Source organism: Streptomyces sp. NPDC024687, from assembly GCF_055559055.1.
Genome location: NZ_JBVHLJ010000006.1, coordinates 150,656 through 176,812 on the forward strand (window position 1 = coordinate 150,656; position 26,157 = coordinate 176,812).

Annotated in this window: 25 protein-coding genes; 9 read left to right on the forward strand and 16 right to left on the reverse strand. The window is 70.7% G+C overall.

Translation table 11 applies throughout. The features are described 5' to 3' along the window. Position 1: 1 nt before the first annotated feature. Positions 2-505 carry a hypothetical protein gene (locus ACZ39I_RS24190; RefSeq protein ID WP_467246377.1) on the forward strand — a complete coding sequence of 168 codons (504 nt, stop codon included), beginning with the start codon at positions 2-4 and terminating at the stop codon, positions 503-505. Positions 506-643: 138 nt separating this feature from the next. Next, on the forward strand, positions 644-1,348 hold the full coding sequence (locus ACZ39I_RS24195; protein WP_467246943.1) for an LPXTG cell wall anchor domain-containing protein: 705 nt from the start codon (positions 644-646) through the stop codon (positions 1,346-1,348). A gap of 61 nt (positions 1,349-1,409) precedes the next feature. On the opposite strand, the gene ppc is transcribed toward ACZ39I_RS24195, so the two are convergent. Beyond that, entirely contained in the window at positions 1,410-4,151 is a 2,742-nt protein-coding gene (gene ppc, locus ACZ39I_RS24200; RefSeq protein WP_467246379.1) for a phosphoenolpyruvate carboxylase, read from the reverse strand. Between the two features lie 308 nt (positions 4,152-4,459). Here ppc and ACZ39I_RS24205 point away from each other — a divergent pair, with 308 nt between their 5' ends. Together ACZ39I_RS24205 and ACZ39I_RS24210 are read left to right on the forward strand one after the other, a co-directional pair. Beyond that, the gene (locus ACZ39I_RS24205) at positions 4,460-5,470 is read left to right on the forward strand and encodes an acyl-CoA desaturase (RefSeq protein ID WP_467246381.1); all 1,011 of its coding nucleotides are present in this window, start codon (positions 4,460-4,462) and stop codon (positions 5,468-5,470) included. After that, on the forward strand, positions 5,467-6,147 hold the full coding sequence (locus ACZ39I_RS24210) for a TetR family transcriptional regulator (RefSeq protein WP_467246382.1): 681 nt from the start codon (positions 5,467-5,469) through the stop codon (positions 6,145-6,147). The genes ACZ39I_RS24205 and ACZ39I_RS24210 overlap by 4 nt, the downstream gene beginning before the upstream one ends. A 70-nt stretch (positions 6,148-6,217) precedes the next feature. Here the strand turns inward: ACZ39I_RS24210 and ACZ39I_RS24215 are convergent, their stop codons facing one another. Together ACZ39I_RS24215 and ACZ39I_RS24220 are read right to left on the reverse strand one after the other, a co-directional pair. Continuing rightward, positions 6,218-6,391, reverse strand: a complete 174-nt coding sequence (locus tag ACZ39I_RS24215) for a CsbD family protein (RefSeq protein ID WP_352388323.1) — start codon at positions 6,389-6,391, stop codon at positions 6,218-6,220. A 188-nt stretch (positions 6,392-6,579) separates the two neighbouring features. After that, positions 6,580-7,374: a trans-aconitate 2-methyltransferase gene (locus ACZ39I_RS24220; RefSeq protein WP_467246383.1), complete on the reverse strand. Its 795-nt coding sequence runs from the start codon at positions 7,372-7,374 to the stop codon at positions 6,580-6,582. Between the two features lie 89 nt (positions 7,375-7,463). Here ACZ39I_RS24220 and ACZ39I_RS24225 point away from each other — a divergent pair, with 89 nt between their 5' ends. Beyond that, positions 7,464-7,961 carry a MarR family winged helix-turn-helix transcriptional regulator gene (locus tag ACZ39I_RS24225; protein WP_352388327.1) on the forward strand — a complete coding sequence of 166 codons (498 nt, stop codon included), beginning with the start codon at positions 7,464-7,466 and terminating at the stop codon, positions 7,959-7,961. Here ACZ39I_RS24225 and ACZ39I_RS24230 read toward each other — a convergent pair. Next, complete coding sequence (locus tag ACZ39I_RS24230; protein ID WP_467246385.1) at positions 7,920-8,687, reverse strand: LuxR C-terminal-related transcriptional regulator; 768 nt, start codon at positions 8,685-8,687, stop codon at positions 7,920-7,922. The two genes, ACZ39I_RS24225 and ACZ39I_RS24230, sit on opposite strands and share 42 nt — an antisense overlap. 272 nt (positions 8,688-8,959) lie before the next feature. On the opposite strand from ACZ39I_RS24230, the gene ACZ39I_RS24235 reads away from it, so the two are divergent. Next, the gene (locus ACZ39I_RS24235; protein WP_467246387.1) at positions 8,960-9,418 is read left to right on the forward strand and encodes a GNAT family N-acetyltransferase; all 459 of its coding nucleotides are present in this window, start codon (positions 8,960-8,962) and stop codon (positions 9,416-9,418) included. Here ACZ39I_RS24235 and ACZ39I_RS24240 read toward each other — a convergent pair. The 4 genes from ACZ39I_RS24240 to galT all read right to left on the reverse strand — a co-directional run bounded on the left by ACZ39I_RS24240 (position 9,408) and on the right by galT (position 13,465). After that, on the reverse strand, positions 9,408-10,196 hold the full coding sequence (locus ACZ39I_RS24240) for a hypothetical protein (RefSeq protein ID WP_467246389.1): 789 nt from the start codon (positions 10,194-10,196) through the stop codon (positions 9,408-9,410). The two genes, ACZ39I_RS24235 and ACZ39I_RS24240, sit on opposite strands and share 11 nt — an antisense overlap. An 88-nt stretch (positions 10,197-10,284) precedes the next feature. Continuing rightward, the gene (galK, locus tag ACZ39I_RS24245) at positions 10,285-11,439 is read right to left on the reverse strand and encodes a galactokinase (protein WP_467246391.1); all 1,155 of its coding nucleotides are present in this window, start codon (positions 11,437-11,439) and stop codon (positions 10,285-10,287) included. Then, a complete protein-coding gene (galE, locus tag ACZ39I_RS24250) occupies positions 11,439-12,407 on the reverse strand; it encodes a UDP-glucose 4-epimerase GalE (RefSeq protein WP_467246393.1) in 969 nt (322 codons plus the stop codon). The genes galK and galE overlap by 1 nt, the downstream gene beginning before the upstream one ends. Then, positions 12,404-13,465 (reverse strand): galactose-1-phosphate uridylyltransferase, encoded by a 1,062-nt coding sequence (gene galT / locus ACZ39I_RS24255; RefSeq protein ID WP_467246395.1) that lies wholly within the window; start codon positions 13,463-13,465, stop codon positions 12,404-12,406. Before galT ends, galE begins: the two co-directional genes overlap by 4 nt. A 111-nt stretch (positions 13,466-13,576) precedes the next feature. Between galT and ACZ39I_RS24260 the strand changes: the two genes are divergently transcribed. Both ACZ39I_RS24260 and ACZ39I_RS24265 read left to right on the forward strand, forming a co-directional pair. Continuing rightward, a complete protein-coding gene (locus ACZ39I_RS24260) occupies positions 13,577-15,274 on the forward strand; it encodes a sodium:solute symporter family protein (RefSeq protein WP_467246944.1) in 1,698 nt (565 codons plus the stop codon). A 21-nt stretch (positions 15,275-15,295) separates the two neighbouring features. Next, positions 15,296-15,592 (forward strand): hypothetical protein, encoded by a 297-nt coding sequence (locus tag ACZ39I_RS24265; protein WP_467246397.1) that lies wholly within the window; start codon positions 15,296-15,298, stop codon positions 15,590-15,592. 209 nt (positions 15,593-15,801) lie between these two features. Here the strand turns inward: ACZ39I_RS24265 and ACZ39I_RS24270 are convergent, their stop codons facing one another. The 8 genes from ACZ39I_RS24270 to rsmI form a co-directional block, all read right to left on the reverse strand. Next, the gene (locus ACZ39I_RS24270; protein ID WP_467246398.1) at positions 15,802-16,500 is read right to left on the reverse strand and encodes a helix-turn-helix transcriptional regulator; all 699 of its coding nucleotides are present in this window, start codon (positions 16,498-16,500) and stop codon (positions 15,802-15,804) included. A 230-nt stretch (positions 16,501-16,730) separates the two neighbouring features. Next, positions 16,731-18,533 (reverse strand): ABC-F family ATP-binding cassette domain-containing protein, encoded by a 1,803-nt coding sequence (locus ACZ39I_RS24275; RefSeq protein ID WP_467246399.1) that lies wholly within the window; start codon positions 18,531-18,533, stop codon positions 16,731-16,733. A gap of 49 nt (positions 18,534-18,582) precedes the next feature. Continuing rightward, positions 18,583-19,482 carry a 4-(cytidine 5'-diphospho)-2-C-methyl-D-erythritol kinase gene (locus tag ACZ39I_RS24280; protein ID WP_467246401.1) on the reverse strand — a complete coding sequence of 300 codons (900 nt, stop codon included), beginning with the start codon at positions 19,480-19,482 and terminating at the stop codon, positions 18,583-18,585. Further along, positions 19,479-20,354 carry a 16S rRNA (adenine(1518)-N(6)/adenine(1519)-N(6))-dimethyltransferase RsmA gene (rsmA, locus tag ACZ39I_RS24285; RefSeq protein WP_467246402.1) on the reverse strand — a complete coding sequence of 292 codons (876 nt, stop codon included), beginning with the start codon at positions 20,352-20,354 and terminating at the stop codon, positions 19,479-19,481. The genes ACZ39I_RS24280 and rsmA overlap by 4 nt, the downstream gene beginning before the upstream one ends. Before the next feature lie 35 nt (positions 20,355-20,389). Next, positions 20,390-21,745, reverse strand: coding sequence for a ubiquitin-like domain-containing protein (locus tag ACZ39I_RS24290; protein ID WP_467246404.1), 1,356 nt, complete (start codon positions 21,743-21,745; stop codon positions 20,390-20,392). Positions 21,746-21,863: 118 nt separating this feature from the next. Beyond that, positions 21,864-22,748: a TatD family hydrolase gene (locus ACZ39I_RS24295; RefSeq protein ID WP_467246406.1), complete on the reverse strand. Its 885-nt coding sequence runs from the start codon at positions 22,746-22,748 to the stop codon at positions 21,864-21,866. 46 nt (positions 22,749-22,794) lie between these two features. Continuing rightward, a complete protein-coding gene (locus ACZ39I_RS24300) occupies positions 22,795-23,187 on the reverse strand; it encodes a hypothetical protein (RefSeq protein ID WP_467246407.1) in 393 nt (130 codons plus the stop codon). 247 nt (positions 23,188-23,434) lie between these two features. Further along, positions 23,435-24,283, reverse strand: coding sequence for a 16S rRNA (cytidine(1402)-2'-O)-methyltransferase (gene rsmI, locus ACZ39I_RS24305; RefSeq protein WP_467246408.1), 849 nt, complete (start codon positions 24,281-24,283; stop codon positions 23,435-23,437). A gap of 85 nt (positions 24,284-24,368) precedes the next feature. Between rsmI and ACZ39I_RS24310 the strand changes: the two genes are divergently transcribed. Continuing rightward, a complete protein-coding gene (locus ACZ39I_RS24310; protein WP_467246409.1) occupies positions 24,369-26,108 on the forward strand; it encodes a dolichyl-phosphate-mannose--protein mannosyltransferase in 1,740 nt (579 codons plus the stop codon). Positions 26,109-26,157: the final 49 nt, after the last annotated feature.

Genomic DNA, 26,157 nt, shown 5'->3' on the forward strand with positions numbered 1-26,157 from the left:
AATGATCCCGGCCATGCCTGCCCTCGCCGCCTCCGCCCGCCGGACCTCGACCGCCGCACTGCGGTTCGGGCGGCTCGCGTCGATGGGCACCATCGCCCTGGTGATCCTGGTCGCCGGGGTGTGGGCGTCCTGGGGCAGCGCCCAGTACGTGATGCTCACCAAGGGGCGCGAGCAGGGCAGGGTCATGGTGACGCGGTGTGCCGAGGATGCCTGCACGGGCCCGTACACCCCGTTGTCCCACGGGTCGCGGGCACGGGCGCGGGCCGTCATCGAGGACACCGCGGCCGTGCGCAAGGGGCAGACCTACCCGGTCGTGGTCAAGCCCGGCACCGACGACCTCGTACGGTCCGGACCGGCCGGCGTGCTCTATTCCTGGGTGCCGATGGGCGGGGCGCTGCTGCTCGCGTCGGTGGTCGTGGCGGGCGGGCTGCGCCGGTCGCGGCTCGCGTGGGTCATGGCAGGGTCGGGAATCGCGCTGCTCACGGCGGCTTTCGTGGCTGTCTGAGGGCTTTCGCCGGCCTCTCTTTCCATGGAGAAACCGAGTGTTCCCTGTTCGTGCTTGACCAGAGGTCAGTCCGCACTGGAAGCTGAGCCGCCCCCTCCACATCTTCCCGTTCCACTCTCGAAGATGGACTACTGCCCCATGCGCACCCTCACCCGCTTCGGCGTCCTGTCCGCCGTCACCTCTGCGGCCTTCCTGGTCGCCCCGGTCGCCCACGCCACCGCTCCCGGTGACAACGGCACCGTGAAGATCCACGACGCCATCACCGGCGAAGAGCTCCGCAAGAACGAGCCGCACGTCTGCACCTTCTACCTCGACGCCTTCGGCTTCGACGCCGTCCAGGAGGTCGACTGGCACATCGAGGCCTGGGCCCCGACGGCCGAGGTCAAGGGCGACACCGTGAAGTCCGGCGAGATCACGCTGGACTCCGACGGACACGGCCGTACGGAGGACCTGTCGCTGCCCGACGGGCACTACAAGCTGTTCTGGAACTTCGAAGGGGAGAAGGGCGCCGCCAAGCACAAGGTGTTCTGGACCGACTGCGCGGAGGAGGAAGGCGGCGGCGGTACGGCCACGCCCAGCGCGTCGGCCTCCGGCACTCCGGGGTCGGGCGAGTCCGCGTCTCCCAGCGGCGAGCCGAGCTCGGATCCCAGCGCCGACCCCAGCGGATCCGCCGAGGCCGGGGCCTCCGCGTCGGCCTCTCCCTCCGCATCCGCTTCCGCGCAGGGCTCCACCGGTGACCTCGCCGAGACCGGCAACAGCGCTCCCGTCGGCCTCCTCGCGGGGGTCGCCGCCGCGCTGACGGCGGCAGGCGGTTACCTCGTGGTCAGGCGGCGCCGGGCCTGACGTAGAACCGAAAAAGCGGTGCCCCCGAGTCCCGGGGGCACCGCTTTTTCGTGTCCGGAGGTCAGCCGGTGTTGCGCAGGCCCGCGGCCACGCCGTTGACCGTGAGGAGCAGGGCGCGGGCCAGCAGCGGGTCGGCGGGCTCGCCGGCGGCGGCCGCCTCGCGCTGGCGCTTGAGCAGCGTCACCTGGAGGTAGGAGATCGGGTCCAGGTAGGCGTCGCGGATGGCGAACGTCTGCTTCAGGACCGGGGTGGCGTCGAGGAGTTCGGCCTCGCCCGTGACCTTCAGGACCTCGCGGACGGTGAGCTCGTGCTCGGCCTCGATGTCGGCGAAGACGTGCTGGAGCTCGGCGGGGACGAGGGTCTCGACGTAGTGGCGGGCGATGCGCAGGTCGGTCTTCGCGAGCGTCATCTCGACGTTGGAGATGAAGTTCCGGAAGAAGTGCCACTGCTCGTGCATCTCGTCCAGGACGGTGTCCAGGCCCGCCTCGCGCAACGCCTTCAGACCGGAACCGACGCCGAACCAGCCGGGCACGATCTGCCGGGACTGGGTCCAGCCGAACACCCACGGGATGGCCCGCAGTCCGTCGAGGGAGACGCCCGAGCCGGGGCGGCGGGAGGGCCGTGAGCCGAGGTGCAGGTCGGCGAGCTGGTCCACCGGCGTCGACGCGAGGAAGTACGTCGGCAGGTCCGGGTCCTCGACGAGCCTGCGGTACGCGGCGTGCGCGGCGTCCGACACGACGTCCATGGCCGCGTCCCAGCGGGCCAGGGCCTCGTCGGACTGGCGGGGCGCGGTGTGCAGGGCGGACGCCTGGAGGGTGGCGGCGACCGTGAGTTCCAGGTTCTCCCGGGCCAGGGACGGCACGAGGTACTTGTCCGAGATGACCTCGCCCTGCTCGGTCACCTTGATCTCGCCCTCCAGGGTGCCCCAGGGCTGGGCGAGGATGGCGTCGTGGGAGGGGCCGCCGCCGCGGCCGACGGTGCCGCCGCGGCCGTGGAACAGGCGCAGCCGTACGCCGTACCGGTGGGCGACGTCGCGCAGCCGCCGCTGGGCGCGGTGGATCTCCCACTGGCTGGTGGTGATGCCGCCGAACTTGGAGGAGTCGGAGTAGCCGAGCATGACCTCCTGGACGTCCCCGCGCAGCGCCACGAGCCTGCGGTACGACGGGTCGGAGAGCATGTCCTCCAGGATGGTGTCGGCGGCCTTGAGCTCGTCGGTGGTCTCCAGGAGCGGCACGATGCCGATCTTCGCCCAGCCGGCGTGCAGGTCGAGCAGGCCGGCCTCGCGGGCCAGTACGGCCGCAGCGAAGACGTCGTCGGCGCCCTGGCACATGGAGATGATGTACGACTCGATGACCTCGGGTCCGAAGACCTCCAGGGCCCGCTTCACGGTCTGGAAGACCCCGAGGGTCTTCTCGCCGGCCGCGTCGACCGGAGCCGGCGTCGGCGCGAGGGGCCGGCGCGAGCGCAGCTCCTTCGCAAGCAGCTTGGCCCGGTACTCCCGGGGCATGTCCACATACCGCCAGGACTCCTCGCCGAGCCGGTCGAAGAGCTGGCCGAGGGCGTGGTGGTGGGCGTCGGCGTGCTCGCGGACGTCCATGGTGGCGAGCTGGAGGCCGAAGGCGGACAGGGTGCGGATGGTGCGGTTCATCCGGCCGTCGGCGAAGAGCCCGCCGCGGTGTTCCCTGAGCGAGGTCTGGATCAGGGTCAGGTCGTGCAGCAGTTCGCCGGTGCCGAGGTAGTCGCGGCCGTCCTCGTGCGGGATGCCCTTGGCCAGGCGAGTCTTGGTGTTCTCCAGCTTCTGCCGGATGCAGGTGGCCTTGAGGCGGTACGGCTCCTCGGCGTTGAGTCGCTTGTAGCGGGGGCTGATCTCCGGCAGGCGCTCCAGGTCGAGCTTGAGGGACTCCAGGAGCTCCTCGGTGGCGCCGGTGTAGCGGATGGAGTTCGACAGGAAGCCGCGCAGCTCGTCGATGAGCTCCAGGGCGTCGTTGATGCCGTGCTCGTGCTGGAGGATCAGGACGTCCCAGGTGACCTGGGGCGTGACGTTGGGGTTGCCGTCGCGGTCGCCGCCGATCCAGGTGCCGAAGGTCAGGGGGCGGGTCGCGTCCGGGATCTTGACGCCGACGCGCTCCAGCTCGGCCGTCAGGTCCTCCAGGACGTCCCCGACGGCGCCGGCGTGCAGCTCGTCGAGGTAGTAGATGGCGTTGCGGGCCTCGTCGGCGGGCTCGGGGCGCACCACGCGCAGCTCGTCGGTCTGCCAGACGAGGTCGATGTTCTCGGCCAGACGGGTGTCGTAGCGGCGCCGGTCCGCCTCTATGACGGGCATCTCCAGGAGCGCGGCGATCCGGCGGAGCTTGTTCAGCACCGAGCGGCGGGCGGCCTCGGTCGGGTGGGCGGTGAAGACCGGGCGGACGTTCAGGTTGGAGACGGTCTGGCGCAGGTGCTCGGGGTCGGCGTCCTTGAGGCGGTCGGCCGTACGGGCGAGAAGACCGCCCTCGGCGGCGCGTCTGGCCCGCAGTTCGCGGCCGCGGTGCACCTGCTCGGTGACGTTGGCCAGGTGGAAGTAGGTGGAGAAGGCGCGCACCAGCTTGGCGGCGGTCTCCAGTTCGATGCCACGCAGCAGCTCGGCGGCGGCCTCGCCGTCCTCACGGGTGAGGCGGCGCACCTTCTCGACGAGTTCCAGCAGCTCGGGGCCCTCCTGGCGGACGAGGGTCTCGCCCAGGAGGTCGCCCAGCCGTCGGATGTCGGCGCGCAGCTCGGTACTGGTCGACGTGGCGCTCATGGTCAGGTCGTCGGCACTGCTCACAGGTGCGGCTCCTTGCAGTGTTGAAGCTCGTCCGGCAGGGGAACCCGGAGGGCGGTCGTGCGGCAGCCGCCGCATACGGCCGGGCCATCCGGGAAGAATTCAGAGCGGACCGCGCTGTCCGACCGACTCCAAGGATAGGTGTCCATGCGGACGCGCAGACTCTCGGGCTCTTGCCGCCGGGCGCCCCACTGCCATACTTACGATGCCGTAGGTTACGGAACCGTAGGGACCGTCGTCACGGACCCCCGTGAAGGATTCCCGCAGCCCGGCACCTGTCTCCACTCCTCGAAACCCCACAGGGGACGCCCATGACCACGCGCTCCGATGTGATCGCAGACGCCCCGAAGCCAGATGACGACCCCCCACACCCCGCAGCGACCCTTGGCGGCGAGACGAAGGGGACGGTCGAGCAGCTCGCCCTTCTCCTCTTCATCGTCGTCCCCTTCCTCGCGCTCCTCGCGGCGGTGCCGCTGGCGTGGGGCTGGGGAGTGAGCTGGCTGGACCTCGGTCTGCTGGTCTTCTTCTACTTCCTGGGCTGCCACGGCGTCACGATCGGCTTCCACCGCTACTTCACCCACGGCTCCTTCAAGGCGAAGCGCCCGCTGCGCATCGCGCTCGCCATCGCCGGCTCACTGGCGGTGGAGGGCCCGCTGGTGCGCTGGGTCGCCGACCACCGCAAGCACCACAAGTTCTCGGACGCCGAGGGCGACCCGCATTCGCCGTGGCGTTTCGGCGAGACCCTTCCGGCGCTGATGAAGGGCCTGTGGTGGGCGCACATCGGCTGGATGTTCGACGAGGAGCGCACCCCGCAGGAAAAGTACGCCCCCGATCTGATCAAGGACGGGGCCATCCGGGCGATCTCCCGGCAGTTCCTCTACTGGACGATGCTCTCCCTGGCCCTGCCCGCCGTGATCGGCGGTCTGGTGACGATGTCCTGGTGGGGCGCGTTCACCGGCTTCTTCTGGGGCTCCCTGGTCCGCGTCTGCCTGCTGCACCACGTGACCTGGTCGATCAACTCGATCTGTCACGCGGTCGGCAAGCGGCCCTTCAAGTCGCGGGACCGCTCGGGCAACGTGTGGTGGCTGGCCGTGCTGTCCTGCGGTGAGTCCTGGCACAACCTGCACCACGCCGACCCGACCTCGGCGCGGCACGGGGTGATGCGGGGGCAGGTGGACTCCTCGGCGCGGATCATCCGCTGGTTCGAGATGCTGGGCTGGGCGTACGACGTGCGCTGGCCGTCACGCTCGCGTATCGATTCACGCCGGATCACGGACGGGGACGGCTCCGGGCGCAAGAAGGAGGCCGCCGAGGCGGCATGATGGACGCCGTGGCGACCGACTCCAGCAGTACCCCGAGCAGCGAAGCGAAGCCGCGGCGTGCCCGGCGCACCCGGATGACGGGGGCCGAGCGCCGCGCCCAGCTTCTGGAGATCGGTCGCACGCTCTTCGCCTCGAAGGGCTTCGAGGCCACGTCGGTGGAGGAGATCGCCGCGAAGGCGGGCGTCTCCAAGCCGGTGGTGTACGAGCACTTCGGCGGCAAGGAGGGGTTGTACGCGGTGGTGGTGGACCGTGAGATGCGGCGCCTGCTGGACATGGTGACGAGTTCCCTGACCGCCGGCCACCCCCGTGAACTGTGCGAACAGGCGGCCTTCGCCCTCCTCGACTACATCGAGGAGCACACCGACGGCTTCCGCATCCTGGTCCGCGACTCCCCGATCCCCCAGTCCACCGGGTCCTTCGCGTCCCTCATCTCGGACATCGCGACGCAGGTGGAGGACATCCTGGGCCGCGAGTTCAAGAGGCGCGGTTTCGACCCCAAGCTGGCCCCGCTGTACGCCCAGGCCCTGGTCGGCATGGTCGCCCTGACCGGCCAGTGGTGGCTGGACGTGCGCCGCCCGAAGAAAGCGGAGGTGGCGGCGCATCTGGTGAACCTGGCATGGCACGGCCTGGACGGCCTGGAGGCGAAACCGCGCCTGATAGGCCGCCGGAAGAGCTGACCCGTCACCGGAACGTACGACGACGGCCCGTGCACCCAGGGGTGCACGGGCCGCTGCGTTCGCGTGGGTGTCAGTGCTTGAAGGTGTCCTTGGCCTTCTCCTTGGCCTGGCGCGCGTCGCCCTTGGACTGCCCCGCGCGGCCCTCGGCCTCCATGCGCTCGTTGCCGACCGCACGGCCCACGGCTTCCTTGGCCTTGCCCTTGACCTGTTCCTTCTTGGCCTTGGCCTTCTGGTCTTCCGCCACCGTACTCACTCCCAGCGCTTGCAGAGTCCGTTGTCATCACTGCGGGTGACCCGGACCGCCCCGGTCAAACAACGAACTCCAGCCGGTTGCCCACGGGGTCGTACGAGTAGAACCTCTGCCGCCCCCGGAGTCCCTCGTCCCACAGAACCGTGGCGTCGTGGGCCTTCCGCGCGGGCCGGCCGCGAGCATCAGCCCTCCCTGCGGGCCACCGCGAAGATGCGGCGGAAGGGGAACGGCGTGCCGTGCGGCCCCGCCGGATACGCCTCGCGCAGGGCTGCCCGGTACTGGTCCAGGAAGCTCTCCCGTGCCGCCGGGTCGTCGGCGAGGGCGGCCAGGACCGGGCGCAGACCGGTGCCCTTCACCCAGTCGAGGACCGGGTCCTCCCCCTGCAACAGGTGTACGTACGTCGTCTCCCACGCGTCCACCTCGCAGCCCAGGTCGGCCAGCGCCGTCAGGTAGTCCTGGGGGGCGAGGACGGCGTCGTCGTGGCGCAGGGTCTCCGCGAGGCCCGTCGCCCCGGCGAGGTCGCGCATCAGGCGGTGGCTCGGGGAGTCGAAGTTGCCGGGGACCTGGAAGGCGAAGGTGCCGCCGGGGGCGAGGCCCTCGATCCAGTCCGGGAAGCGCGCGACGTGCCCCGGCACCCACTGGAGCGTGGCGTTGCTGACGATGAGGTCGTACGGCTGTGCGGGCGTCCAGGTGCGGACGTCCGCGTGGGCGAAGTCGAGGCTGCCGCCGCCGGGCGTGGGGCCCGCGTACTCGACCCGCGCCTTGTCGAGCATCTCGGCCGAGTTGTCGTAGCCGGTGATGCGGGCCGTGGGCCAGCGTGCGGCGAGCAGCGTCGTCACGTTGCCGGGGCCGCAGCCCAGGTCGGCGATCACGGGCGCGTCCCCCGGAAGTTCCGGGACGCGGGCGAGGAGGTCGGTGAAGGGGCGGGCGCGGTGGTCCGCGTGGCGGAGGTACTGGGCAGGGTCCCAAGTCGTCATGGGATCCACTGTCCCCAACTTTTTATCTTGATGTCAAGATGCTTTACATCAAGAGACTTCACATCGACACAACCACTACACTGATCGTCATGGAGGACGAGGTCGATCGGCTGGTCGCTGCGTGGCGCCGGGAGCGCCCTGACCTCGACGTGGAACCGCTCGAGGTGCTCAGCCGGGTGAGCAGACTGGCCCGGCATCTGGACCGGGCACGCCGGCTGGCCTTCGCGGAGCACAGCCTGGAACCCTGGGAGTTCGACGTGCTGACCGCGCTCAGGCGCGCGGGGACGCCGTATCAGCTCTCGCCGGGGCAGCTTCTGACCCAGACCCTGGTCACCTCGGGCACGATGACCAACCGCATCGACCGGCTGGCCAAGAAGGGCCTGGTGGAGCGGCTGCCCGACCCGAGCGACCGGCGCGGGGTACTGGTCCGGCTCACCGAGGACGGCCAGGACCGCGCGGACCAGGCCCTCGCCGGCCTGCTGGAACAGGAGCGCGCGATCCTCGCCGAGCTCTCCCGCGCCCAGCGCGGGGAACTGGCCGGGCTGCTACGCCAGCTGACCGCCCCGTTCGACAACATCCCCGGCTAGATCCACCGGTCCCACGCCCGCGCGCCGCGCCAGGGCGACGGCGGCCAGGGTGGAGTGGACGCCCAGCTTGCCGAGGACGTTCTGCATGTGGGTGCGCACGGTGTGCGGGGACAGGAACAGTCTCTCCGCGACCGCCTTGCGGCCGAGCCCGGCCACCATGCAGCGCAGCACCTCCCGCTCGCGCGGGGTGAGGGACTCCACCAGCCGCTCGCTCTCGGTGCGGTGCTTGCGGGCCGCGGTGAGTTCCCGCAGCACGCCGGTGAGCAGGGCGGGCGGCAGATGCGTCTCGTCGCGCAGCACCCCCCGGATGACGGTGAGCAGCCGGGACAGCGAGCAGTCCTTGGCCACCCAGCCCGAGGCGCCGGCCTGCAGGGCGAGCGCCGCCCGCCGCGGATCGTCCTTCTCGGCGAGCACGACGATACGGACCGCCGGCTGCCCCGTACGGACCCCGGCGACCAGCGATATGCCGTCGACCAGCCCGTCCTCGTTGGCGTCCGGCACGGACACGGCGGGCCTGATGCCCTGGACGTTGCCGCCCAGATCGGCGTCGACGAGCAGCACGTCGTAACGGCGGCCCTCGGCGGCCGCGCGCTCCAGACTACGCAGCGCGGCGGGACCGCTGCCGGCCGCGGAGACCTCCACGTCGGGCTCGGCCGCCAGTGCGGCGGCGAGCGACTCGGCGAAGATGCGATGGTCGTCGACGACCAGGACTCGGATACGAACCACGAAACCCCCTTCCCCAAGCTCTCGAAGAGCAGGGGATACCCCATCGTCTTCGTCTGAGGACGACTCGGGGACGACACCGCCGCGGGTACGACTCCCGAAGCACGATGGCCGCACGGCCGCCGCCGCGCAAGAACTGCTACCCCCACTTCGGGCGCCGTACCCGACTGTCTCGCCCCCTGATCAGCACCGGCCCCCACCGGTGCTGTTCATCAGGGTACGGCCGGGGGGCAGGAGCGGAAGGTTATTTGCAGAACTGGCTGTCCGCTGCGTTTATGGTGAGCCGCATGTTTCGTCTGGAGACAGAAGTCGACAAAGCCCGGCAGGATCTGCTCCGCAAGCGGCTGCGGGACACCAACACGGCGGCCTCCCCGGTGCTGCGCGCGCTGCGCGGAACCCCAGGTGAACGGGAACTTCCGCTCCACGTCTGGGCTTTGGACGACTCCGGCGACCTCGCGGGCGGACTGGTCGGCCACACCTGGACGAGCTGGCTGCACGTGACCTATCTGTGGGTGGACGGACGGCACCGCGGGGCGGGCCTGGGTTCGCAGTTGCTCGCACGGGCGGAGCGCATGGCCCGGCGCGGCCGCGGCTGCACCGCCGCACGCCTGGAGACGTGGGACTTCCAGGCGCCGGAGTTCTACCAGAAGCAGGGCTACGAGGTGGTGTGCGTGATCCCGGACTATCCGCCGGGGGCCACGGAGTACACGCTGACCAAGCGGCTCACCGTCTGAAGCGCCAGGAGCCCGGCTCGTCCGCCGGCTCCAGCCCCAGCTGCCCGGCGATACCGGCCGCACGGCGGTGCGAGACGTCGGGATAGTGCGCGGGGTGCACCTCGATGACCCCGTGGTCGTCGGCCGAGGCCGTGCGCAGTGCCTCGCGGAGCGTGTGTTCCTGTTCCGCCACCCTGGCCCGCTCCTCCCGCCGGCGGGCGACGGTCGTGCCCCGGCGGGCGGTGGCCGCGACGACGCCGAGCGCGATCACCGCCAGCGCCCCCACGCCCAGCACGTCACCGGTCGCGTCCGCGTCGCCCGGGACCCGCGGCCGCAGGACGCCCTCGGGGTCCGCGAGCACGGTGACGGTCTGCCCCACGGCGAAACTGCCGGAGCCGGCCTGGAGGGCGGGGCCCGGGAGCCTGCTGCCGTCGCGGCGGGCGAGGGCGTAGTCATAGGTGTCCGGCCGGCGCCCCCGGTCCGGGGCGGGCCAGTCCCGTACGACGGTGGCGGTGATCCGTTCGCCCCGCCGCTCCAAGGTGAGGTCGTCGCGGGCCAGGTCGGCGATGTGGACGGCCATCAGGGAGGCCCCCACCACCAGCAGTGCCGCGGACAGGCCCGTCCCGTCCGCGCACAGCTTCGTCAGCAGCAGGACGAGGAGCACGCCGTGCGCGATCCACAGGGGCACCAGAAGACCGTAGCCCTGGTGGTCCGCCAGGAGGTGGAAGCCGACGATCGCGGCGAGCGCGTAGCAGCCGATGCCGATCGCCGACAGGATGCGAAGGCGCCCTCGACTCACGCTCCGACGTTACTGGGGCGTATGTCAGGGAGAGGCCCGGCTTTCCCCAAGTTCGGATCAAGCCGGGCAAAACAGCGGTCGGTCGGTCTCAGACCAGGCGCCGCGCTCCGGCCGAGGGCACCGCCTCGAACACCCGCGGGGCGGTGAACTCCGCCCCGGCGAAGGCCTCTTGGACCGCCTTGGTGATCGTCTCCACGTCGGCCGCCTCCGCCAGCACGATCGCCGAGCCGCCGAAGCCGCCGCCGGTCATCCGCGCGCCCAGGGCGCCCGAGGCGAGGGCGGTGTCGACGACCAGGTCCAGCTCCGGGCAGGAGATCCGGAAGTCGTCGCGCAGCGAGGCGTGTCCGGCGACCAGCACGGGGCCGATCGCGCGGGTCTCGCCCGACTCCAGCAGGGCGACGGTCTTCTCGACCCGCTCGTCCTCGGTGACGATGTGGCGGACCAGGCGTACGGCCTCCTCGTCGTCGCCGAGCCGGTCGAGGGCCGCGTCGAGCTCGCCGTAGGGGATGTCCCGCAGCGCGTCCACGCCCAGCAGTGCCGCGCCCCGCTCGCAGCCCGCACGGCGCTTGCCGTACTCACCCTCGCTGTGCGAGTGCTTGACGCGGGTGTCGACGACGAGCAGGACCATGCCCTCGGCGGCGAGGTCGAAGGGGATCTGCTTCTGGGAGAGGTCCCGGGTGTCGAGGAACAGGGCGTGCCCGGCCTCGCAGCAGGCGGACGCGGTCTGGTCCATGATCCCGGTGGGGGCACCGACGTAGACGTTCTCGGCACGCTGGCACAGCCGGGCCAGCTGCCAGCGCTGGAGACCGAGGTCGTAGAGGTCGTTCAGCGCGAGCGCGACGACGACCTCCAGGGCCGCCGACGAGGACAGGCCCGCGCCCGCGGGGACCGTGGAGGTCAGGTGGACGTCCGCGCCGGTGACCGGGTGTCCGGCCTCGCGCAGCGCCCAGACGACACCGGCCGGGTACGCGGTCCAGTTCCGGTCGCTCTCCGGGGCGAGGTCGTCGAGGCGCAGTTCCACGACACCGCCCTCGACGTCCGAGGAGTGCAGGCGCAGGACGCCGTCCGTGCGCCGGGAGACGGCCGCGACCGCGGTGTGCGGCAGCGCGAAGGGCATCACGAAGCCGTCGTTGTAGTCGGTGTGCTCACCGATGAGGTTGACGCGGCCCGGCGCCGCCCAGACACCCTCGGGCTCGGTTCCGTAGAGCTCGACGAAACCGTCCCGGACCTGCTGTGCCGCCACTACTGCTCCCTTGCTGCGCTGATGGTCTGAGCGAACTCCCACGCGTCCGCGACGATTCCCGCGAGATCCGTGCGGGACGGGTTCCAGCCCAGCTTCTCGCGGGCGGTGGCGGCGGAGGCGACCAGGGTGGCCGGGTCGCCGCCCCGGCGCGGGGCCACGACCTCGGGGATCGGGTGGCCCGTGACCTGGCGGACGGTCTCGATGACCTGGCGGACGGAGAAGCCCTCGCCGTTGCCGAGGTTGCAGATGAGGTGCTCGCCCGCGGTGGCCGCCTTGATGGCGAGGAGGTGGGCCTCGGCCAGGTCGGCGACGTGGATGTAGTCGCGCACGCAGGTGCCGTCCGGGGTCGGGTAGTCCTCGCCGAAGACGTTGATCGCCTCCCGCTTGCCCTGGGCGACCTGGAGGATCAGCGGGATGAGGTGCGACTCGGGGTCGTGCCGCTCGCCCTGCTTGCCGTACGCGCCGGCCACGTTGAAGTAGCGCAGGGACACGGCACCGAGGCCGTGCGCGTTCGCCTCGCTGGTGATCATGAAGTCGACGGCGAGCTTGGAGGCGCCGTACGGGTTGGTGGGCCTGGTGGGCGCGGACTCGACGATCGGCACCTCCTCGGGCTCCCCGTACGTGGCGGCCGTGGAGGAGAAGACGAGCTTCTTGACACCGGCCTCGCGCATCGCGCCGAGCAGCGCCATGGTGCCGCCGACGTTGTTCTCCCAGTACTTCTCGGGCTTCACGACCGACTCGCCGACCTGCGAGGACGCGGCGAAGTGGAGCACGCCGTCGAAGGAGCGGTCGAGCCACTTGGCGGCGTCGCGGATGTCACCCTCGATGAAGGCGGCCCCGGCCGGGACACCCTCGCGGAAGCCGGTGGAGAGGTTGTCGAGGACGACGACCTCGTGCCCCGCCTCCAGCAGGTGCTGGGCCACGACCCCGCCGACATACCCCGCGCCACCTGTCACCAGGTACTTCATGAACTCGCTACCTCTCGCAGTCGCTGTGCCGCGGCTTCCGGACTGATGTCGTTGATGAAGACGTTCATGCCCGACTCGGAGCCCGCGAGGAACTTCAGCTTGCCGGACGTACGGCGAATGGTGAAAAGCTCGAGATGCAGCGCGAAGTCGTCACGGCTCACACCCTCGAACTCCTCCAGCTGACCGAAAGGCGCCTGGTGCCAGGCGGCGATGTACGGCGTAGCGGGCTCACTCTCCCCGAAGATCCGGTCGAAGCGCCTCAAGAGTTCCAGATAGACCTTGGGGAACTCTGTGCGGGCCTCCTCGTCCAGGCCGAGCAGATCCGGCACCCGGCGCTTGGGATACAGGTGCACCTCGTACGGCCAGTGCGCCGCGTAGGGCACGAAGGCGACCCAGTGCTCACCCTCCAGGACGACCCGCTCACCGGCGAGCTCGCTCGCCACGACGGCGTCGAAGAGGTTCTCCCCTCCGGTCGCCTCCTTGTGGGCCGCGAGAGAACGCAGCATCAGGGCGGTGCGCGGCGTGGTGAAGGGGTAGGCGTAGATCTGGCCATGGGGGTGACCCAGGGTCACACCGATCTCCGCACCCCGGTTCTCGAAACAGAAGACCTGCTCCACGGAGGGCAGATGCGACAGCTCCGACGTCCGGTCGGTCCATGCGTCCAGGACGAGCCGTGCCTGCTCCTCCGTGAGGTCCGCGAAGGACGCGTTGTGGTCCGAGGTGAAGCAGACGACCTCACAGCGGCCCGAGTCACCGGCCAGCGAGGGGAAACGGTTCTCGAAGACCACGGCGTCGTACGACGAGTCCGGGATCTCACTCAGCCGCTCACCCTGCGAGGGGCACAGCGGGCACTCGTCGGCGGGCGGGTGGTAGGTGCGCCCCTGTCGGTGCGAGGCGATGGCCACGGAGTCGCCGAGCAGCGGATCCCGACGAACCTCGGACGTGGTGACAGTCCGCTCCAGCGGCCGCCGGTCCACGGCGTCGCGGACGGTGTCGTCGCGCAGGTCGTAGTAGATGAGCTCGCGACCGTCGGCCAGCCGGGTCGAGGTCTTCTTCACCGCTGGACTCCTTCAGTCAAACATAACTAAACACAAGTAACCATAACCGCGCAGTCACGTCAACATCGGAATCAAACAAAGCGCATCAGTCGAGGTGTTCAATTGCTGACTATGCAAAACCCCACAAAAGGCGTAGAAACCGCATACCTCGCGGCCGAGCTGAGACTCCCCACCAACTGGCTCGACTACACGATCCTCGGCATCTACTTCGTCGTCGTCCTCGGCATCGGCTTCGCGGCCCGCCGCTCGGTGAAGACGAGCCTGGACTTCTTCCTCTCCGGCCGCTCACTGCCGGCCTGGATCACGGGTCTCGCCTTCATCTCCGCCAACCTGGCCGCCACGGAGATCCTGGGGATGGCCGCCAACAGCGCGCAGTACGGCGCCTACACGGTCCACTGGTACTGGATCGGCGCCATCCCGGCCATGGTCTTCCTCGGCCTGGTGATGATGCCCTTCTACTACGGCAGCAAGGTGCGCTCGGTCCCCGAGATGCTCCTGCTGCGCTTCGACAAGTGGGCCCACCTGCTCAGCTCGGCCCTCTTCGCCTTCGCGGCCATCCTGATCGCGGGCGTGAACCTCTACGCCCTGGCGATCGTGGTCGAGGCCCTGCTGGGCTGGCCGCAGTGGGTGGCCATCGTCGTGGCCGGCGCCTTCGTGCTCGCCTACATCACCCTCGGCGGCCTGTCCTCCACGATCTACAACGAGGTCCTCCAGTTCTTCGTGATCCTGGCGGCCCTGATCCCCCTGGTCGTCCTGGGCCTGAAGAAGGTCGGCGGCTGGGACGGCCTGACCGACAAGCTGACGGCGGAGCACGGCGCCAACTTCACGACGGCGTGGGGCGGTACGGGCATCGGCAGCGCGAACCCGCTGGGTGCGAACTGGCTGACGATCGTGCTGGGCCTCGGCTTCGTCCTGTCCTTCGGCTACTGGACGACGAACTTCGCCGAGGTCCAGCGAGCGCTGTCGGCGAAGAACCTGAGCGCGGCCCAGCGCACCCCCCTCATCGCGGCCTTCCCCAAGATCTTCATCGTGTTCCTGGTGATGATCCCGGGCCTGACGGCGGCGGCCCTGATCCCCGGCTTCGGCACCGCCGACTCGGGCTACCAGTACAACGACGCCATCCCCTACCTGATGGAACAGCTCCTGCCGAACGGCGTCCTGGGCATCGCGGTCACCGGCCTCCTGGCCGCCTTCATGGCGGGCATGGCGGCCAACGTCTCGTCCTTCAACACGGTGTTCACGAACGACATCTGGGGCCGCTATGTGGTGCGGGGCCGTGACGACACGTACTACGTCCGCTTCGGCCGCCTGATCACGGTGATCGGCGTCTGCGCGTCGGTGGGAACAGCGTTCCTCGCGTCGTCCTTCTCGAACATCATGAGCTACCTCCAGACGCTGTTCTCCTTCTTCAACGTGCCGATGTTCGTCGTCTTCATCGTCGGCATGTTCTGGAAGCGCGCGTCCGTGAAGTCCGGCTTCTGGGGTCTGCTGGCCGGCACGGTCGCGGCGATGGTGAACTACTTCTGGATCTACAAGCAGGGCATCATCGACATCCCCTCCGACCAGGGCGCCAACTTCGTCTCCGCGATCGTGGGCTTCGTGGCGGGCGCGGTGGTGATGGTCGCCGTGTCCCTGTTCACGGCCCCCAAGCCCGCCGAGGAACTCCAGGGCCTCGTCTACGGCACGACGTCCCCCGGCATGACCGAGCCCCCCGCCGTCGGCGACGACGCCTGGTACCGCAGGCCGGCCCTGCTGGGCTGGGGCGCGGTGGTGCTGGCGGCCGTCTGCTACATCCCGTTCTCGTTCTGATCCCGGCCGAATCGAGGAACCATGTCCGAACACGACGTCCAGCGGGAAGTCTCCGAACTCCAGGCCAAGTCGGCCACCGCGGCCCGCATCTTCGACCTGCGCCGCATCATCGGCGGCCTGTTCGTCCTCTACGGCATCATCGTCACGATCGCCGGCATCAACCCCTCCGACGCCACCCTCGACAAGGCAGAGGGCATCAACATCAACCTCTGGACCGGCCTCGGCATGCTGCTCCTGGGCATCTTCTTCCTGGTCTGGCTGAAGCTGCGCCCAACGCCACCTCCGGCGCCGGCGCCGGGCGAGGAACGGACCGAGTAGCGCCGTGCCGCTGCGCTGGGCTTGAGCGGGGCGCCTATGGGGGTGCCGGGTCAGGTTCTCGGGCGGCTATCGGCCGGCGGGGGCTGGTCGCGCAGTTCCCCGCGCCCCTGGGTGAGACTCGTGCACCCGCGTACGACCCCCGGCCGCCGCAGGCATTCAGGGGCGCGGGGAACTGCGCACAACGCCCGCCCCCACCGAACCCGCACCCGTCAAACCGCCGGAGGCGGAGGCTGCTGTTGGCCCACAGGGCCGGCCCGGTCCAGCAACCCCGTCCGCGCAGCCAACGCCGCCGCCTCCAAGCGAGAGCCCACCCCCAGTTTCATCAGCACCCGCTGCACATGCGTGCGCGCAGTGGACGGCGCTATCCCCATCCCCGCCGCGATCAGCCGCGTGTCCTCCCCGTCGGCCACCCGCACCAGCACCTCCACCTCCCGAGGCGTCAGCAGTTGCAGCAGCCGCTGCCCCTCGTCGTCCGGCTGGGCCGCGGGATTCAGCAGCTCACTGAAGGCCCCCTGAAGCAACTGCGGGGCGACCGCCGCCTCCCCCGCGCGGGCCTTCATGATCGCCCGCTCGACCCCCTCGATCCGCTCGTCGTGCCGCACATAACCGCAGGCCCCCGCGGCAAAGGCGGCCGCGATGCCGCGCGGACTCGGCACCGGCCCCAGCACCAGCACCGCCACCTGCGGCCGCTCCCGCTTGATCTTCACGACCGGGTCGAACATCCCCGGTTCGGCCGGCGTGGCCGTCCCCAGCAGGCACACCTCGGGCGACCGGCTGATCACCAGCTCCGCCGCCCCCGCGGCAGGCGCGGCCGCCGCGAGCACCCGGTGCCCGCGCAGTTTCAACGCCGAGGCCAGCGCCTCGGCGAGCAATCGGTGGTCGTCGACCACCATGAGCCGAACTCCCATCGAGCAACCCCCCAGTCCCCCATGGATCCGCGTGAAGGCCCCACTATGGATGCCCTCTGATCCGCACGGACAGAGGCACTCTCCCGGCACCCCGCCCTTCATGCCCCCGGAAGCTACACGCTAGTTCGACGTTGCGCTTCCCCTACCGGTGAGAAGTGTCCCGGAAGGACTGAATTCCTGGCTTTCCTGTCGTTCGAGGACGATGTGCCGCACCTTCACGTGCCGCACCTTCACGCGTCCTCGGCCAGCTCCAGCCACCGCATCTCCAGCTCCTCCCGCTCCCCGGCGAGATCCCGCAGCTCGGCGTCGAGGGTGGCCACCTTCGCGAAGTCGGTGGCGTTGTCGGCGATCCGGGCGTGCAGCTTGCTCTCCTTCTCGGAGATCTTGTCGAGCTGCCGCTCGATCTTCTGGAGCTCCTTCTTGGCGGTCCGCTGATCCGCGGAACTCTTCTCGGCCACCGGCTTCACCACCACCGGCGCCGAAGCCGCGGCCGCCTCCTCCATCCGCTGCCGTCGCTCCAGGTACTCGTCGATGCCCCGGGGCAGCATCCGCAGGCTGGCGTCCCCGAGCAGCGCGAAGACCCGGTCGGTCGTGCGCTCGACGAAGAACCGGTCGTGGGAGATGACGATCATCGAGCCGGGCCAGCCGTCGAGGACGTCCTCCAGCTGGGTCAGCGTCTCGATGTCCAGATCGTTCGTCGGCTCGTCCAGGAACAGCACGTTCGGCTCGTCCATCAGCAGCCGCAGCAGCTGCAGCCGCCGCCGCTCACCACCGGACAGGTCCCCGACCGGCGTCCACTGCTTCTCCTTGTTGAAGCCGAAGGTCTCGCACAGTTGCCCGGCGGTCATCTCGCGTCCCTTGCCGAGGTCGACGCGCTCCCGCACCTGCTGGACGGCCTCCAGCACCCGCAGCGCGGGATCGAGTTCGGCGACCTCCTGGGACAGGTAGGCGAGCTTGACGGTCCTGCCGACCACGACCCGCCCGGCCGCGGGCTGTGTCTCGCCCTCGGTCAGCGCGGCCTCGGCCATCGCGCGCAGCAGGGACGTCTTCCCTGCCCCGTTGACCCCGACGAGACCGATCCGGTCACCTGGGCCGAGCTGCCAGGTCACATGCTTCAGCAGGACCTTGGGCCCGGCCTGGACGGTCACGTCCTCCAGCTCGAAGACGGTCTTGCCCAGCCGCGTCGACGCGAACTTCATCAGCTCGCTGCTGTCCCGCGGCGGCGGCACGTCGGCGATGAGCTCGTTGGCGGCCTCGACGCGGAACCGCGGCTTGGACGTACGGGCGGGGGCGCCCCGCCTGAGCCAGGCCAGCTCCTTGCGGACGAGGTTCTGCCGCTTGGTCTCCTCGGTGGCGGCGATCCGCTCGCGCTCGGCACGCGCGAAGACGTAGTCGGAGTACCCGCCCTCGTACTCGAAGACGTCGCCCTTCTGCACGTCCCACATGCGCGTGCAGACCTGGTCGAGGAACCAGCGGTCGTGGGTCACGCAGACGAGCGCCGAGCGCCGCTCGCGCAGGTGTTTCGCCAGCCAGGCGATGCCCTCGACGTCGAGGTGGTTGGTGGGCTCGTCGAGGACGATCAGGTCCTGTTCCTCGATGAGCAGCTTGGCCAGGGCGATACGGCGGCGCTCGCCACCGGAGAGCGGCGCGATGACGGTGTCGAGACCCTGCGGGAAGCCGGGCAGGTCGAGTCCGCCGAACAGTCCGGTCAGCACGTCGCGGATCTTGGAGTTGCCGGCCCACTCGTGGTCCGCCATGTCCCGGATGACCTCGTGCCGGACGGTGGCGGCCGGGTCGAGGGAGTCGTGCTGGGTGAGGACCCCGAGGCGCAGTCCGCCGGAGTGCGTGACGCGTCCGGTGTCGGTGTCCTCCAGCTTGGCGAGCATGCGGATCAGGGTGGTCTTGCCGTCGCCGTTGCGGCCCACGACGCCGATGCGATCGCCCTCGGAGACGCCGAGCGAGACACCGTCCAGCAGGGCACGGGTGCCGTACACCTTGCTGACGTTCTCGACATTGACCAGATTGACGGCCATTTCTCTCCTGCCCAGGGGGATCGATCGACCCTCCAGGGTAGTCCGCCCGCTACGCCCCGATCACCGTCGCACCCGGCGCAGGCCCCGACGCGACCCGCACTGTCCGGCAGGTGCCGGAGGCGCGCAGGGTGTCCGCGATCTTCGCCGCCGCCTCGCTGTCGCGGGCGAGGAAGGCCGTGGTCGGGCCCGATCCCGAGACGAGCCCGGCGAGGGCGCCCGCGGCGCTGCCGGCCGCGAGGGCGCCGGCGAGTTCCGGGAAGAGCGAGAGGGCGGCCGGCTGGAGGTCGTTGGAGACGGCGGCGGCGAGCGCGTCCGGGTCGCCCCCGGCGAGCGCGGCCAGCAGGTGCTCGGAGGCCACGGGCTCGGGGACGTCGAGGCCCTCGGTGAGCCGGTCGAACTCCCGGAAGACGGCCGGGGTCGACAGCCCGCGCTCGGCCATCGCGAACACCCACGAGAAGGTGCCGCCGACGTCGAGCGTCCTGAGCTTCTCCCCGCGCCCGGTGCCGAGCGCGGCCCCGCCGACCAGGCTGAACGGTACGTCGCTGCCCAACTCGGCGCAGATGTCGAGCAGTTCGCCGCGGGAAGCACCCGTACCCCACAGCGCGTCGCAGGCCAGCAGCGCGCCGGCGCCGTCCGCGCTGCCGCCCGCCATGCCGCCGGCGACGGGGATGTCCTTGGCGATGTGGAGGTGCACGGCGGGATCCAGACCGTGCCGCTCCGCGAGGGCGATCGCCGCGCGCGCCGCCAGGTTCGTACGGTCCAGGGGCACCTGGTCGGCGTCCGGACCGGAGCAGGTGACGCGGAGCTCCTCGGCCGGCGTCACGGTCACCTCGTCGTAGAGGCCGACCGCGAGGAAGACGTTGGCCAGATCGTGGAAGCCGTCGGGGCGGGCGGCACCGACGGCGAGCTGGACGTTGACCTTGGCGGGGACGCGGACGGTGACGCTCACTGCTGACTGGACTCCTTGTTCTCGGCAATCCGCGCGAACTCCTCGACGGTGAGCGCCTCGCCGCGGGCCTGCGGCGAGACCCCGGCCGCCACGAGGGCGGTCTCGGCGGCCGCGGCCGAACCCGCCCACCCGGCGAGCGCGGCCCGCAGGGTCTTGCGGCGCTGGGCGAAGGCGGCGTCCACGACGGCGAACACCTCGCGCCTCGACGCGGTGGTCTTGATCGGCTCGGTCCTGCGGGTGAGCGCGACGAGTCCGCTGTCGACGTTCGGCGCGGGCCAGAAGACGTTGCGGCCGATCGACCCGGCCCGCTTGACCTCGGCGTACCAGTTGGCCTTCACGGACGGGACGCCGTACACCTTCGAGCCGGGCGGCGCGGCGAGCCGGTCGGCGACCTCGGCCTGCACCATGACGAGGGTGCGCTCGATGCTCGGGAAGTTGTCGAGCATGTGCAGCAGCACGGGTACGGCGACGTTGTAGGGAAGGTTCGCGACGAGTGCGGTCGGCGCGGGGCCGGGGAGGTCGGTGACGTGCATGGCGTCGGAGTGCACCAGCGCGAACCGGTCCGCGCGGTCGGGCATGCGGGCCGCGATGGTGGCGGGCAGCGCGGAGGCGAGTACGTCGTCGATCTCGACGGCGGTGACGCGGTCGGCCGCTTCCAGCAGCGCCAGGGTGAGCGAGCCGAGCCCGGGCCCCACCTCCACCACCACGTCGTCGGGGCGGACGCCTGCGGTCCGGACGATACGGCGGACCGTGTTCGCGTCGATCACGAAGTTCTGGCCGCGCTGCTTGGTGGGGCGGACCCCTAGGACAGCCGCGAGTTCACGGATGTCGGCGGGGCCGAGGAGGGCGTCTGGGGAGGGGCTGCTGCTCACGGCCCCAAGGGTACGGGGCGGGGGTGGTGCTCCACTCACCCGTGCAACCGGCCACCGCAGTGCGGCCAGGGGCTCGCCCCGCGCCGTACGTACAACTTCTTCGCCCGGAGCGTCTGCTCCGCGGCGGGGGCGTCCTGCGGTCGTCCCGAGCCTCCCAGCGCCTGCCAGGTCCTGGTGTCGAACTGGTAGAGGCCGCCGTAGGTCCCCGAGGGGTCCACCGCGTTCGGGCGGCCGCCGGACTCGCAGTGCGCCAGGCCCTGCCAGTTCAGGTGGTCCGCGCCCTGCACGGAGGTGGGCATCGGTTTCGTTCCGACTCTCACCACCTGGTCCCGTGGCTCGCGCACCACCTCGGTCCTGAGCCGCCGCGGCTTCTGCTTCACGCCGTTGACGGTGCGCAGGGAGTACGTGACCCGCCGGATCCCCGGCCGGCCCGCCTGTTCCACGATCTCGGTGCCCCTGAAGACGGTGGCGTCCTCGCTCCGCCGTACGCGGAAGGGGATCTGCTCCTCGCGCACTTCTTTCGTCGCGGTGATCCGCAGCACCGTGACGGTCTGCCCCTCGCGGGGAAAGCTCTCCGGCGCCACCGAGGTGGTGTCCATCCCGCTCAGCGTGACCCCGGCCTGCTCGACGGCCTCCGCCACGGTCGCCGCGTTCGTCCGGATCGTGCGCGCCCGGCCGTCGGCCATGATCGTCACGGACCGCTCGGTCCGCACGTCGAGCGCGAGCCCCTCCCGTCCGATCAGCCGGGAGCGCGAGGTGGACACATACGCGCCCTCCGCTCGCACCCCGAGCTGTTCGAGAGCCCCGTCCACGGTCCGTGCCGTGGTCCACACCTCACGCCGGTGTCCGTCGAGGGTGAGCCGCAGGGGACGCCCGTACCGGACCGCGATCTCGTCCCCGCTGGCGAGCGGTTCGCCGGGCGCGGGCGCGACCACGTCGTGCGCACCGACCGCGACTCCCTCCTCGGCGAGCAGTTCACTCACGTCGTCCGCGAAGGTGTGCAGGGTGCGCGGCTTGCCGTCCACGCTCAGCTCGATCGCCTTGTCCTTGGCGACGAAGGCCGTGGTGCCGCCGGCGAGGAACGCGACGACCAGCGCCTGCGGAAGCAGCCGGCGCATCGCGCTGTCCGGCCGCTCGGTGTACCGCGCCCGACGCCGGCGAGCGGCCCGCCGCCCCGGCGTCTGCTGCGGAAGCACCGGCTCCGAGGCCTCGTACGCGGGCCGGTACGTGTCCTCGTACACCAGCGTCCGCGCCGCCTCCGGCGCCCCGTACACGCCGTACGCGAGGGTCTCCACGGTGTGCGGATCGGTGGGGGGCGCGTCGAAACCGCCGTACGGCGGGGGTTCGTACGGCTCGTACGCCTGATACGTCTCGTACTGCGAGTTGCTCACGCCGACACGCTCCAGGGGCCGAGGGGTCCAGAGGGGTCCGGATCGGGCCCACAGAACCTAGCGGAGCGACCGTCACTCTCCAAAGCGACTCGGCTACCCGGAGTTACGTTCGAGCGGGTCAGTACCCGAAGGCGCGTGCGGTGTTGGCGGCGAGTGCCGTGGCCAGCGCGTCCTCGTCGATGCCGCGCACGGCGGCCATGGCGCGCACCGTGACCGGAATGAGATAGGGGGCGTTGGGCCGTCCGCGGTACGGCGCCGGCGTCAGAAAGGGCGCGTCCGTCTCCACCAGCAACAGCTCCAGCGGGGCCACCGCCACCGCGTCCCGCAGGTTCTGGGCGTTCTTGAAGGTGACGTTGCCGGCGAAGGACATGAAGTATCCGGCGGCGGCGCAGATCCGCGCCATCTCGGCGTCACCGGAGTAGCAGTGGAAGACGGTGCGCTCGGGGGCGCCCTCCTCCTTCAGCACGCGCAGGACGTCCGCGTGGGCGTCCCGGTCGTGGATGACGAGCGCCTTGCCGTGCCGCTTGGCCATCTCGATGTGGGCGCGGAAGGACGCCTCCTGCGCCTCCTTGCCCTCGGGCCCGGTGCGGAAGTGATCGAGGCCGGTCTCGCCGACGCCCTTGACCTGCGGGAGCCCGGCCAGGCGGTCGATCTCGGCGAGCGCCTCGTCGAGCGCCGCCGTGCCTCCCGCCTTGCGCGCCCCCTGCCGGGACCAGCCGTCGGGGTCGCCGTGGACGATGCGGGGCGCCTCGTTGGGGTGCAGGGCGACGGTGGCGTGGACGGCGTCGTACCGGTCCGCCGTCTCGGCCGCCCAGCGGGAGCCCCGTACGTCGCAGCCGACCTGGACGACCGTGGTCACCCCGACCGACGCGGCTTTGGCGAGCCCCTCCTCCACGGTCCCGTCCTGCATGTCCAGGTGGGTGTGGGAGTCGGCGACCGGCACCCGCAGGGGCGCCGGGAGCGGCGGGGCCGCGTTCTTCTCGCGGGGGCTGTTCGAAGGCATGCCCCGATCCTACGAAAGGGGCATGCCCACCCGGATGCCGGAGCGGTCAGCTCGCCTTGCGCTGGAAGACGTGCAGCAGGTCGGCCAGGTGCCAGTGGTGCTCCTCGGCGGACCCCTCGCCCCCGGCCGCCGGCGCCTGCACGGGCCCGGCCGGGGGCGCGGGCTGCCCGCGGTGGGCCGCGTCACGGGCGGAGGCGACCCGGCCGGGCCGCATGATCCGTACGACGTGGTGGTCGCAGTTCTCGCACGCGGGCTTGGAGAGCGGCGAGGGCACGACCCGTCCGTCGACCATGTACTGCACGAACTCGCGGCCGTCGCCGTCGACGTGGTGCTCTATCTCGTACGACTGCTCCCATCCGTGCCCGCAGCGCATGCAGGCGAAGGAGTAGGACTCGTTGACGACTGCTGTCGCACCGGGGTGCCCTGCGATCTCGCTCATTCCAGCTCCTGTGTGTCCGCTGGTTCGAAGGACGGGTACGTCCCTCACCCCAGTGGACGCCTCCCGGGGGCGCGAAGGCGACAGCCCTGCCGACTGTTGGAGCCGATTTGGACGTTGCTTGCCAAACCGCCCTGCCAGGGGGCCCGGAGCTTTGCATTCCGAGACACCGCTTTGCGAGCACATGGGGCGCACGCTCAGAAGTCATGCGCCCTGCTCAGAGGGGGTGTGACCCACCTCATGCGGCGGGTCAGGGAGCGGCGTTCTTCGCCGCGACGACCGCATCGAAAACGACCCTCTTGGGGACCCCGGCCTCGACGGCCACCGCGGCGATGGCCTCCTTGCGCCGCTCCCCCGCCTCCTCGCGCACCCGCACCCTGCGCACCAGTTCGGCGTCGTCGATCTCCCCGGCCCCCTTCTCGGGCGCCCCCTCGACGACGACGGTGATCTCCCCCCGGACCCCGTCCGCGGCCCACTCGGCGAGCGCGCCCAGCGCCCCCCGCTTGACCTCCTCGTACGTCTTCGTCAGCTCCCGGCACACCGCCGCCCGCCGCTCCGCCCCGAACACCTCGGCCATGGCCGCCAGGGTGTCGTCGAGCCGGTGGGGAGCCTCGAAGTACACCAGGGTGCGCCGCTCGTCGGCGACCTCCCGCAGCCGTGACAGCCGCTCCCCGCCCTTGCGCGGCAGGAACCCCTCGAAGCAGAACCGGTCCACGGGCAGCCCGGACAGCGCGAGCGCGGTGAGCACCGCGGACGGCCCCGGTACGGCGGTGACCCGGATGTCCTTCTCCACGGCCGCGGCCACCAGCCGGTACCCGGGGTCGGACACCGAGGGCATCCCGGCGTCGGTGACGAGCAGCACGCGCGCGCCGCCGAGGAGTTCCTCGACGAGTTCGGGCGTACGGGCGGCCTCGTTGCCCTCGAAGTAGGACACGATCCGCCCCTTGGGCGTCACGCCGAGCCCCTGGGTCAGGCGCCGCAGCCGCCGGGTGTCCTCGGCCGCGACCACGTCGGCCCCGGCCAGTTCCTCCGCGAGCCGGGGAGGAGCGTCCGCGATGTCGCCGATGGGGGTGCCCGCCAAGACAAGGGTTCCAGTCACGTCCCCATCCTCCCAGGGACGCCCCGAAGCGGACGCATCCGCCCATGCACGGGACTCACACAGCGCCGTTCCTTACGATGGCGCGGTGACCAGTACCGCGTCCTCCACGGACACCCGGCAGGACCAGGCCCCCCAGGACCGGCGGCCGTCGTGGCAGCAGAGGCTGCGCCGTTTCGGCTACACGGCCGAGACCGGCAGTGATGTGCGTGAGCGGCTGGTGCCGCCCTTCATCGCGCCGAGCCCTCGGATGTGGCAGGTCCTGGGCGTGCCCCAGGGGCTCGCCGAGCGGGTCACGCGCTGGTCGGGCTGGCTGGGTCCGCTGCTGGTGACGCTGGTGGCGGGGCTGATGCGGTTCTGGAACCTGGGCAGCCCGAAGAAGGTGATATTCGACGAGACGTACTACGCCAAGGACGCGTGGGCGCTCGTCCACCGCGGCTTCGAGCTCAGCTGGGGCAAGAACGTCGACAGCCAGATCCTGTCCTCGAACGGGCACGTCGCGCTGCCGACGGACGCCGCCTATGTCGTGCATCCGCCGGTCGGCAAGTACGTCATCGGGCTCGGCGAGCTGATGTTCGGGTTCGACCCGTTCGGCTGGCGGTTCATGACGGCGTTGCTGGGGACGCTGTCGGTGCTGATCGTGTGCCGGGTGGGCCGCCGCCTCTTCCGCTCCACGTTCCTGGGCTGCCTGGCCGGCGCGCTGATGACCGTGGACGGCCTGGCCTTCGTGATGGCGCGGACCGCGCTGCTCGACGGTGTGCTGATGTTCTTCGTGCTCGCCGCGTTCGCCTGCCTGGTCATCGACCGTGACCGGGCCCGGGAGAAACTCGCGGCCGCGCTGCCGGTCGACTCCTCCGGCCTCGTGCGCCCCGACGCGCACATCGCGGACACCCTGTTCCTGGGTTTGCGCCCCTACCGCTGGCTGGCGGGCCTGCTCCTCGGCCTGGCCATCGGCACCAAGTGGAACGGCGCGTTCTTCCTCATCGCCTTCGGCATCATGACGGTCCTGTGGGACGTCGGCTCCCGCAAGGTCGCGGGCGCCCGCCAGCCTTATGTGGCGGTCCTCAAGTACGACCTCGGCATCGCGTTCCTGGCCATGGTGCCGGTCGCGGTCGTCACCTACATCACCTCGTGGATCGGCTGGATCCTCTCCCCCGCCGACGGCACCGGCGGCTACTACCGCAACTGGGCCGCGAACGACGGCAAGGGCGGCAGCTGGACCTTCCTGCCCGACTGGTGGCGCAGCCTGGTCCACTACGAGCACGAGGTCTACAACTTCAACGTCCACCTGTCCTCGCCGCACACGTACATGTCCAACCCGTGGAGCTGGATCGTCGACGGCCGCCCGGTCTCGTACTTCTACGAGTCCCCCGCGCCCGGCACCGACGGCTGCCCGGTCGACGCGGGCGAGAAGTGTGCGCGTGAGGTCCTCGCGATCGGCACACCGCTGCTGTGGTGGGCCGCCTGCTTCGCGGTCCTGTACGTCCTGTGGCGCTGGTTCTTCCGCCGCGACTGGCGGGCCGGAGCCATCGCCTGCGGGATCGCGGCCGGGTACCTCCCCTGGTTCAACTACCAGGAACGCACGATCTTCTTCTTCTACACGATCGTCTTCCTGCCCTTCCTCTGCCTGGCCGTGGCCATGCTGGTCGGCGCCCTCCTCGGCCCCCCACGCGCCACCGAGACCCGCCGGGTGGCGGGCGCCACGGCGGCCGGAGTCCTGGTTCTGCTGATCACCTGGAACTTCATCTACTTCTGGCCGCTGTACACCGGCACGAGCATCCCGATCGACGACTGGCGGTCGCGGATGTGGCTGGATACCTGGGTATAGCGGGCCGATATTCACGTATGTGATTAAGCACGTGCTCCGGCCAATCCCG

What these genes read in the sequence shown, in the direction of transcription:
- ACZ39I_RS24270 (WP_467246398.1), bottom strand. Translation starts at nt 16,500, where the DNA reads ATGGGAGTTCGGCTCATGGTGGTCGACGACCACCGATTGCTCGCCGAG.
- ACZ39I_RS24225 (WP_352388327.1), top strand. Translation starts at nt 7,464, where the DNA reads ATGGAGGACGAGGTCGATCGGCTGGTCGCTGCGTGGCGCCGGGAGCGC.
- galE (WP_467246393.1), bottom strand. Translation starts at nt 12,407, where the DNA reads ATGAAGTACCTGGTGACAGGTGGCGCGGGGTATGTCGGCGGGGTCGTG.
- ACZ39I_RS24265 (WP_467246397.1), top strand. Translation starts at nt 15,296, where the DNA reads ATGTCCGAACACGACGTCCAGCGGGAAGTCTCCGAACTCCAGGCCAAG.
- ACZ39I_RS24260 (WP_467246944.1), top strand. Translation starts at nt 13,577, where the DNA reads ATGCAAAACCCCACAAAAGGCGTAGAAACCGCATACCTCGCGGCCGAG.
- ACZ39I_RS24300 (WP_467246407.1), bottom strand. Translation starts at nt 23,187, where the DNA reads ATGAGCGAGATCGCAGGGCACCCCGGTGCGACAGCAGTCGTCAACGAG.
- ACZ39I_RS24190 (WP_467246377.1), top strand. Translation starts at nt 2, where the DNA reads ATGATCCCGGCCATGCCTGCCCTCGCCGCCTCCGCCCGCCGGACCTCG.
- ACZ39I_RS24205 (WP_467246381.1), top strand. Translation starts at nt 4,460, where the DNA reads ATGACCACGCGCTCCGATGTGATCGCAGACGCCCCGAAGCCAGATGAC.
- ACZ39I_RS24235 (WP_467246387.1), top strand. Translation starts at nt 8,960, where the DNA reads ATGGTGAGCCGCATGTTTCGTCTGGAGACAGAAGTCGACAAAGCCCGG.
- ACZ39I_RS24295 (WP_467246406.1), bottom strand. Translation starts at nt 22,748, where the DNA reads ATGCCTTCGAACAGCCCCCGCGAGAAGAACGCGGCCCCGCCGCTCCCG.
- ACZ39I_RS24220 (WP_467246383.1), bottom strand. Translation starts at nt 7,374, where the DNA reads ATGACGACTTGGGACCCTGCCCAGTACCTCCGCCACGCGGACCACCGC.
- ACZ39I_RS24275 (WP_467246399.1), bottom strand. Translation starts at nt 18,533, where the DNA reads ATGGCCGTCAATCTGGTCAATGTCGAGAACGTCAGCAAGGTGTACGGC.
- ACZ39I_RS24195 (WP_467246943.1), top strand. Translation starts at nt 644, where the DNA reads ATGCGCACCCTCACCCGCTTCGGCGTCCTGTCCGCCGTCACCTCTGCG.
- ACZ39I_RS24210 (WP_467246382.1), top strand. Translation starts at nt 5,467, where the DNA reads ATGATGGACGCCGTGGCGACCGACTCCAGCAGTACCCCGAGCAGCGAA.